This is a genomic window from Bacillus sp. K2I17 (assembly GCF_002209985.1).
Classification (GTDB): domain Bacteria; phylum Bacillota; class Bacilli; order Bacillales; family Bacillaceae_G; genus Bacillus_A; species Bacillus_A wiedmannii.
On record NZ_NJGF01000012.1, the window covers coordinates 134,302 to 143,170 of the forward strand.

The following is an 8,869-nucleotide window of genomic DNA, read 5'->3' on the forward strand; positions in this document are numbered from 1 at the left end:
ATATTTTTTGTTATGAAAAAAATTTTCTTTTTTAAAGCTTGATTAATGAAAAAATATTTTATATACTAATTCATGTAAACGGTTTACTAGATCGTATTTTGCTAGAAACGAAGGGAAGATTCGCATGGAAACAAGGGGGAGAGTAATCGGGATTGATATCGGTACCACAAGTACAAAAACGGTTGTGTTTACAGAAAAAGGAAAAGTCGTTGTATCACATGCAGTTGATTATCCAATTATTCAACCGAACGTCGGATGGGCTGAGCAAGATCCTGATGTAATATGTGCTGCTGTATATAAAACTGTAAGCGTTGCCATCCGAAAGGGTAACGTGTTACCAGAGGATATTTCTTCAATCGGTATTAGTACAGCAATGCACGCATTAATTGCAGTAGATAAAAACGGTGCACCATTAACGCGTTCTATCATTTGGGCAGATAATCGAAGTACGAAACAGTCAGAAAAATTATTACAACATATGAATGGTCATGAAATTTATAGACGAACGGGTACACCAATTCATCCGATGTCGCCACTTTCTAAATTATTGTGGATGAAAGAGGAAGAGCCAGAATTATATGCGAGCGCATATAAATTTATTTCCATTAAAGAGTATGTTATGTATCAATTGTTTTCACGTTACGTAGTGGATTATTCAATAGCATCAGCTACTGGGTTATTTAATTTAGAAACATTAAACTGGGATGAAGATGTTTTAACGTTGTTACATATGTCACCAGAACAATTATCAACACCAGTGCCAACTACATATATTTTGTCGGGTATGAAACCGGAATTAGCACAAAAGATGGGTATTCGTGAAGATACGCCAGTTGTTATTGGTGCAAGTGATGGTGTTCTTGCGAATGTGGGCGTTGGGGCAATATCGCCTGGCTCAGCTGCAATTACAATTGGTACAAGTGGTGCGGTTCGAACAATTTCATCAAGTGTTAATACAGATGAAAAAGGAAGAACGTTTTGTTATGCATTAACAGACGAGCACTGGGTGATCGGCGGACCAACGAATAACGGCGGAATATTACTGAGATGGTTACGTGATGAATTTGGTAGCCCAGAGCAAGAAGTAGCAAAAAAACTTGGCATTGATCCGTATGATTTATTAATTAAGTATGCGGAAAGTGTACCAGCTGGAGCGGGTGGATTGCTATTTTTACCGTTTTTATCTGGAGAGCGTGCACCGTACTGGAATGCAAATGCTCGTGGTACATTCTTTGGAATAAACCTTCAGCATAAACGAGAACATTTTATACGTGCAGTCATGGAAGGTGTTTGTATGAGCGTATATTCTGTTGCACTCGCAATCAGGGATTGTACAGGGCCACTTACTGAAATACGCGTTTCAGGAGGTTTTGCGAAATCTGCATTTTGGAGACAAATGTTATCCGATATGATGGGAAAAGAATTGCTTGTTCCTGAAAGTCATGAAGCATCTGCGCTTGGGGCAGCGGCAGTTGCTTTATATGCTGTAGGAAAAATTGATTCTCTTGAAGAGGTAAAGGATTGGATTGATATTGTTCATCATCATGTACCGAATAAAGAAAATACGGCTATATATTTAGAAATGTTTTATATGTATGAACGACTTTACAATCGCTTGAAAGAAGAATTTGATTGTATAGCTGCTTTCCAACGTAAACAATAGGGGGATTGGGAGAAATGGTAGTTGGAATCGTACTAGCGGCAGTTGTCATACTACTTTTACTTATTACAGTAGTAAAATGGCATCCGTTTGTCGCGTTAATTTTAACAGCAATTGGTGTAGGACTTGCAATGGGAATGCCATTGATTGGAACTTCACCAAAAGATCCAGGGATTATCGATTCTATTAAACTAGGGCTTGGTAATACGTTAGGGTTTTTAGCGATAGTTTTAGCATTAGGAACCATGCTAGGAAAAATGATGGCCGAATCTGGCGGTGCTGAACGAATTGCTACCACATTAATAGATCGTTTTGGGAAGAAACGTGTTCACTGGGCGATGATGTTCGTTGCATTTTTAGTAGGGATTCCAGTATTTTTCCAAGTTGGATTTGTACTACTAATTCCATTAGTATTTACAATTGCGTTAGAAACAGGGGTATCACTTATTACAATCGGTATTCCACTAGTAGCAGGTTTATCTGTTGTACACGGACTCGTTCCGCCACATCCAGCAGCGATGGCAGCAGTAGGTATTTTTAAAGCAGATGTAGGGAAGACAATTTTATATGCTTTAATCGTCGGACTTCCAACTGCAATCATTTCAGGTCCGCTTTACGGGAAATGGATTGGTGCTCGTATACATAAAGAAGTACCATTAGATATAGCGGAGCAATTTATTGAAAGAGATAAGAAGAAGGAGCTTCCTAGTTTCGGAAATACATTGTTTACAATTTTACTTCCAGTATTTCTAATGCTAGGTGCATCAATTGCGGAAGTAGCACTAAACAAAACAAGTCAACTTGCACAAGTATTGCACTTTATTGGAGATCCAATCGTCGCGTTATTAATTGCAACGATATACTCTTTCTTTAGTCTTGGTTATGCAAAAGGTTTCTCAAAGGATAAAGTATTACAATTTACAAACGATTGCCTTGGGCCTATTGCGAACATACTGTTAGTTATCGGTGCAGGCGGCGCATTTAATAAAGTATTATTAGATTCTGGAATTGGAACGACAATCGCAGAAATGGCGAAAGAATCTCATATTTCACCGATATTATTAGGCTGGGGAATTGCGGCACTTATCCGAATCGCAACTGGATCGGCAACGGTTTCTATGATGACAGCAGCTGGTATTGTTGCGCCGATTGCAGCAAGTACACCAGGTGTAAATGTTGAACTACTAGCACTTGCAACAGGTGCAGGGTCATTAATTTTATCACATGTAAATGATTCTGGATTTTGGATGATTAAAGAATATTTCGGAATGACTGTGAAAGAAACATTATTAACATGGACTGCAATGGAGACGATATTATCTGTTGTAGCACTTGGACTCATTTCGTTATTAAATATATTTGTATAGAATGGGAGATTGATTAATATGAAACTAGGTTTAATTGGATTAGGAAAAATGGGATTCCCATTAGCAGAACATTTATATGAAGACAAGCATGAAGTAGTGGTATATGACGTTAATAAAGAGCTTGTTGAAAAGGCAGGGGCAATAGGGATTACCGCTCGTCATACATTAAAAGAAATGATTGCTGAACTAGAAGCTCCTCGTAAAATTTGGGTAATGGTACCTGCGGGAGAAGTTGTTGAATCGGTACTAAAAGATGTATATCCATTATTAGAGGAAGGCGATATCGTTATTGAAGGCGGGAATTCATTCTATAAAGATACGTTACGCCGTGCTGAAGAAGCGAAAAGTTTTGGTTTACATTACGTAGATATCGGTACATCAGGCGGTGTAGAAGGAGCTAGATACGGTGCTTGCTTAATGGTTGGTGGAGAAAAAGAAATTTATGATCAATTAGAACCTTTATTTAAAGATTTAGCAGTAGAGAATGGGTATTCTTATGCAGGCCGCGTCGGAAGTGGTCATTTCTTAAAAATGGTTCATAACGGTATTGAATACGGAATGATGCAAGCAATCGCTGAAGGCTTTGAAGTGTTAGATAAAAGTGAGTTTGATTTCAATTATGAAGATGTTGCTAAAGTATGGGCAAACGGATCAGTTATCCGCGGTTGGTTAATGGACTTAACTGAAAAGGCATTTGCAGATGATCCTAAACTTGATGGCATTAAAGGTGTGATGAACTCTTCAGGAGAAGGGAAATGGACTGTGGAAACGGCACTTGAACTTCAAGCGGCAGCACCGGTAATCGCAATGTCATTATTTATGCGCTACCGTTCTCAAGAAGATGATACATTCCACGGAAAAGTAGTTTCAGCTCTTCGTAATCAGTTCGGTGGACATGAAGTTGTGAAAAAATAAGGTTGTTTTTAAAAAGAAACTTGTGCATAGGCGCAAGTTTCTTTTTTTATAGTTTAAGAAATTTCTAATTTAAAAATACCAATCAATCATTGTTTATTTGTACTGATTGTATCAAATATATAGTGAAGCATGAAAGATGTCCCAACATAAAAATAAGAATAAATAAAATGAAATTTTCATAAATAGTAAAAGGATGATTATGTCATCAGTGTAGCTATGAAGTGGTGTTACATATGAAAAGAGCGTGTTAATAAAATATGAGGTGGTTAAATGGGAAATGAGCAAGTGAAGAATGCAGGGGAAGAAAAAAAGTTATGTCTTTGTATGATTGTTAAAAACGAGTCTAGAATTATGGAAAGATGTTTAAATGCTACAAAATCAATTGTAGATTTTGTTTCTATTTGTGATACGGGATCAACTGATAATACACCTGAAATTATTGAAAATTGGTGTGAAGAAAATGAAATCCCTGGAACAGTTCATCATGAACCATTTCAAAATTTTGGCTATAACAGAAGTTTAGCAGTTTCATTAGCACAAAAAACATATCCAGAAGCAGATTATTTATTAATATTAGATGCAGATATGATATTAGAAGTTGATCTCGAGTTTGATAAGACTAGTTTAACGGAAGACCACTATCTTACAATGCAATATGATATTCATATTAAGTATTGGCTTACACGCCTTTTGAAAGCTTCTTTACCATGGAAATCTGTCGGTGTTACTCATGAGTATTGGGATATAGATCGTTCCAAAGTTGGTGCGAATTACAATACGAGAGTAGCTAGGTTAGAGACGCTTGTCGTTAACGATCCTGGGGATGGTGGTAGTAAAGCTGATAAATTTGAGAGAGATGAGCGGTTGTTGTTACAAGGATTGAGTGATCCAGAAACAACGCCAGATTTGCATATAAGATATTTATTTTATTTAGCCCAAACTTATTTTCATTTAAGTCAATTTGAAGATTCGATTAAATGGTACAAAAAAAGAGTGGAAGCAGGTGGATGGGTTGAAGAGGTGTTCTATTCGTTATTGCGAATAGGATTTTGTTATGAACAATTAGCAAACCGTTCAGCAAATAAACAATATGAGGTAACAGAAGTGGATGAAAAAGAAAATGCTAAGGCGCAAGAAGAGCAATATACAGCATTAGCTATTCTTTATTTTCAAAAAGCGTGGGAATATAGACCAACTCGGGCTGAGCCATTATACCAACTTGCAAGAATGTATCGATTAAAATCTCAAAATAATATTGCTTTGATGTATGCGTTGCAAGGGAAGGAAATTCCTTTTCCGAAAAATGATCTGCTATTTGTAGATTATCATGTGTATGATTACTTATTTGACTATGAGATTTCTATAAGTGCTTTTTATATACCGCATAAAAAACATTTAGGTGCAGTATCACAAAAATATTTGGAATCGAGAAAAGAAGAGCTACCGTTGCATATAGCAAATATGGTAGAAAGTAATGCGAAATTTTATTAAATACATTGTCGGTTAAAGGAGTAGTGGAGTAATCATGGAATTAATACGATGGGCGCTAGAACTAGGGGAATCCGTGCATGGAAATACGTATGAAGAATTGATGCCACTACTAGATTATTATTATGATCGTGATCATTTAAAAGCGTATTGTATCGCAAATCTCCTTATAGACATGGACGTAGCAGAAGAGCATCGGCAAAAAATCGAATTAAGAAGGTGCATTGCTGCTTATTATGCTGGAATGTATAAAGTAGCAAAAAAACATGCAAGTGAGCTTTTAATTAGATATCCGGATGTGGATTTATATAAAAATAATTTAAGACTAATGGAAGCTTATTTGAATAAAGAATATGATTATTGTCTTTTTATATGCCCAAAGACGTATGGTAGTTTTATAGATGTTGCGCGAGCTTTGAAATGGCGATTGGAGCAGGAGGGAAATACAGCAATTATTTCAGAAACAATACTAGAAAATGTGAAAAATACAATTGTTTTTGGAGCGCATACGTATGCGCATAATCCGAATCTACTACCAAAAAATGCAATTGTTTATAATTTAGAACAGCTATATGAAGGAAGTCCTTATGCGCATCCTCTTTATTTAATGTTATTAAAAGATAAGGAAATTTGGGATTATAGTAAACAAAATATAGAATGGTTAAAACAAAAAGGAGTAGGAAAAGAAATAAAACATGTGGAAATGAACTATGCCCCAACTCTAGAAATAAAAAAAGATGCATTTGATGAAGAGTTAACTGAAGACATTGATATACTGTTTATAGGTGCTCTTAACCCAAGGCGACAAGCTATTTTAGATCAATTAAAAGTAGTTGCCCCGAATTTAAATATTGTTTTTAAAAATAATGCGTGGGGAATTGTTAGAAATGAGTTGATTGCTAGGTCTAAAATTATATTAAATATTCATTTTTACTTATCGGGTATTCTTGAAACTCCTCGAGTTTCTTATGCAGTGGCAAATAAGAAATTTATTATCTCTGAAAATAGTAATCCCGAGGACGAGATAGAGTGGCCAGGAATAGTGTTTACTCCGTATGAAAAAATAATAGAAAACGTTATGAAATATATAGAATTACCAGAAGAACGTATTAAATTAGCAGAAAAAGCGTATAACCATTTTGAAGCAAAAAGAAGCATAGACATACTGAGCGATAAAGCGGAAGAAAAGTAATTGTGAAGAACTCCTACTTTCGTATGAGTTCTTTTTTTCGTCTATCATACTATTTTATCAAGCTAGTTCCCTCTTTATATTGTGTTTTGTATAGAAATTTCTGATAATATATAAGTATAACTGAAAAACAAAGGAGAGAAATAATTATGAAACTAGTCGTTATTAACGGTACGCCAAGAAAATTCGGTAGAACTCGTGTGGTGGCAAAATATATTGCTGATCAATTTGAAGGGGAGTTATACGATTTATCAGTAGAGGAACTGCCTTTATATAACGGGGAAGAATCACAACGTGAATTAGAAGCGGTAAAAAAATTAAAGGCATTAGTGAAAACTGCAGACGGTGTAGTACTATGTACACCTGAATATCATAATGCAATGAGTGGAGCGTTGAAAAATTCGTTAGATTACTTAAGCAGTAGTGAATTTGTTCATAAACCTGTCGCATTACTTGCAGTTGCTGGAGGCGGTAAAGGTGGCATTAACGCATTAAACAATATGCGTATTGTTGCTAGAGGGGTGTACGCAAATGCAATCCCAAAACAAGTTGTGCTTGATGGACTTCATGTACAAGACGGTGAACTGGGAGAAGATGCAAAACCGTTAATTCATGATCTAGTTAAAGAATTAAAAGCATATATGAGCGTATATAAAGAGGTGAAAAAACAACTAGGAGTTGAGTGATATGCCATCTCTGTATAAAGATTCACGCTTGTATTTCATTCTAGGGGCCAATAGTTTATCAGCTATTGGTTCCGGCATTGTTATGATAACGATTCCGTGGTTGTTAATTAAAGAGAATGGAGGAGAGACAACGTTTGGTTATGTATCCATCATCGCAACTCTTATTATGTTTTTATTAACACCGTTTATCGGGCAGAGTATTGATCGTTTTTCAAGAAAATCTTTATTATTATGTAATGAAGGTATTGGGATAGTCGTTATTGGAATGATGGCTATATGGGGATTTACTGGGCAACCTTATCATTCTATTCACTATATTCTAATATATATAGCAGGGTCATTTTACTATTTATTATTTTATCCTACAATATTTGCGTTTAACCAAGAGATATTTCAAGCAGAACATTATAAAAATTTAAGTGGAACAATGGAAATACAAGGACAGTTAACTCAAGTTATTTCAGGAGCGGCTGCTAGCTTCCTTATTGAAATCATTTCTTTAAAATGGATCTTGTTAGTAGATATGTTAACTTTTGCAGGAGCATTTTTCCTTTTCTTATGTATACCGTATGTAAAGAAAAAGGAAGTAAAAAGAAAAGTAACATTTAAGAAGCAATTGTTCGAAGGGATTCACTTTATGCAAAAGCGTCCGAAGTTCTTTTGGTTTTTACTGGCGACTTATATGCCGTTTATCGGTGTCATGATGGCAAATTATTTAATCCCGGTATATATCTCAGATCTATTAAAAGCCAGTGCCTCTGTATACGCAATAGAAGGTATGATGTACGGTGTCGGAGCGGTTCTTGCGGGAATAAGTATTCCAATTATGATGAAATATGTAAAGACAGAAGTTTCAATCGTCATGACGATGTTCATATATGTAATTTCAATTACCGTAATGATTATTGAACCTTCCGTAATGTTGTTATATGGACTTGCAATTTTTCATGCAATTGGAAATGCGGGTACAAGAGTGGCAAGAAATGTATTGATGATGGAGGAAATTCCAAATGAAGTAATGGGACGTGTAGACAGCTTATTTCGATTAATTGGTACAGGAATAAGAATTGTATTATTAATGCTGTTTACAGCTGGTGTATCTAAAGTAGGTGTCATGGTACCGTTTTATTTACTAAGTTTCATATTGATCCTTTCGTTAGGAATTGCTATAAACTATGTAATCTCAAAACGTAAATTCGAAGCGAGTGTTTCTAATAAATCGATCGTTTAAAAAATACTTCTGCCTTCCTTTCTTTTTCTATATAATAAAAAGAAAGGGTAATTAACTGTTACGATTTATTTAACCAATTATAACGAAAGTTAATTAAACATATCAGTAAGCCCTGCTAGTCAAGTGATTGGCTAGTAGTGAGGGTTAACTGCGGGCAATCCCTAAAGCTGATTGAACTACAACGTGGCTAGAAATAGCGAGCGTGAATGTCGCGAAAGCAGAAAAAATCAATCAGATCGTGCAAGGTTAAATCCTAAACACTAGAACAATGGGTCTTCCGCCTCGAATCATCTAAGTCAAAATGGATAAGATGAACGTTCAACGACTATCTCG

The 8,869-nt window shown here is 35.7% G+C and carries 7 protein-coding genes; all 7 read left to right on the top strand.

Annotated features, from left to right (window positions below):
• The first annotated feature begins 124 nt into the window (after positions 1-124).
• The 7 genes from gntK (at position 125) to CER22_RS16220 (ending at position 8,536) form a co-directional block, all read left to right on the top strand.
• A complete protein-coding gene (gene gntK / locus CER22_RS16190; protein ID WP_088609144.1) occupies positions 125-1,663 on the top strand; it encodes a gluconokinase in 1,539 nt (512 codons plus the stop codon).
• Positions 1,664-1,677: 14 nt separating this feature from the next.
• The gene (locus CER22_RS16195; protein WP_141547252.1) at positions 1,678-3,027 is read left to right on the top strand and encodes a GntP family permease; all 1,350 of its coding nucleotides are present in this window, start codon (positions 1,678-1,680) and stop codon (positions 3,025-3,027) included.
• 18 nt (positions 3,028-3,045) lie between these two features.
• Positions 3,046-3,942 (top strand): phosphogluconate dehydrogenase (NAD(+)-dependent, decarboxylating), encoded by an 897-nt coding sequence (gene gnd, locus CER22_RS16200; RefSeq protein WP_088609146.1) that lies wholly within the window; start codon positions 3,046-3,048, stop codon positions 3,940-3,942.
• A gap of 270 nt (positions 3,943-4,212) precedes the next feature.
• Entirely contained in the window at positions 4,213-5,433 is a 1,221-nt protein-coding gene (locus CER22_RS16205; RefSeq protein WP_088609147.1) for a tetratricopeptide repeat-containing glycosyltransferase, read from the top strand.
• A gap of 34 nt (positions 5,434-5,467) precedes the next feature.
• Positions 5,468-6,622, top strand: a complete 1,155-nt coding sequence (locus CER22_RS16210) for a DNA-binding protein (protein WP_088609148.1) — start codon at positions 5,468-5,470, stop codon at positions 6,620-6,622.
• A 146-nt stretch (positions 6,623-6,768) separates the two neighbouring features.
• Entirely contained in the window at positions 6,769-7,305 is a 537-nt protein-coding gene (locus CER22_RS16215) for an NADPH-dependent FMN reductase (protein WP_046955699.1), read from the top strand.
• A gap of 1 nt (position 7,306) precedes the next feature.
• Positions 7,307-8,536, top strand: a complete 1,230-nt coding sequence (locus CER22_RS16220) for an MFS transporter (protein ID WP_088609149.1) — start codon at positions 7,307-7,309, stop codon at positions 8,534-8,536.
• Positions 8,537-8,869 lie beyond the last annotated feature (333 nt).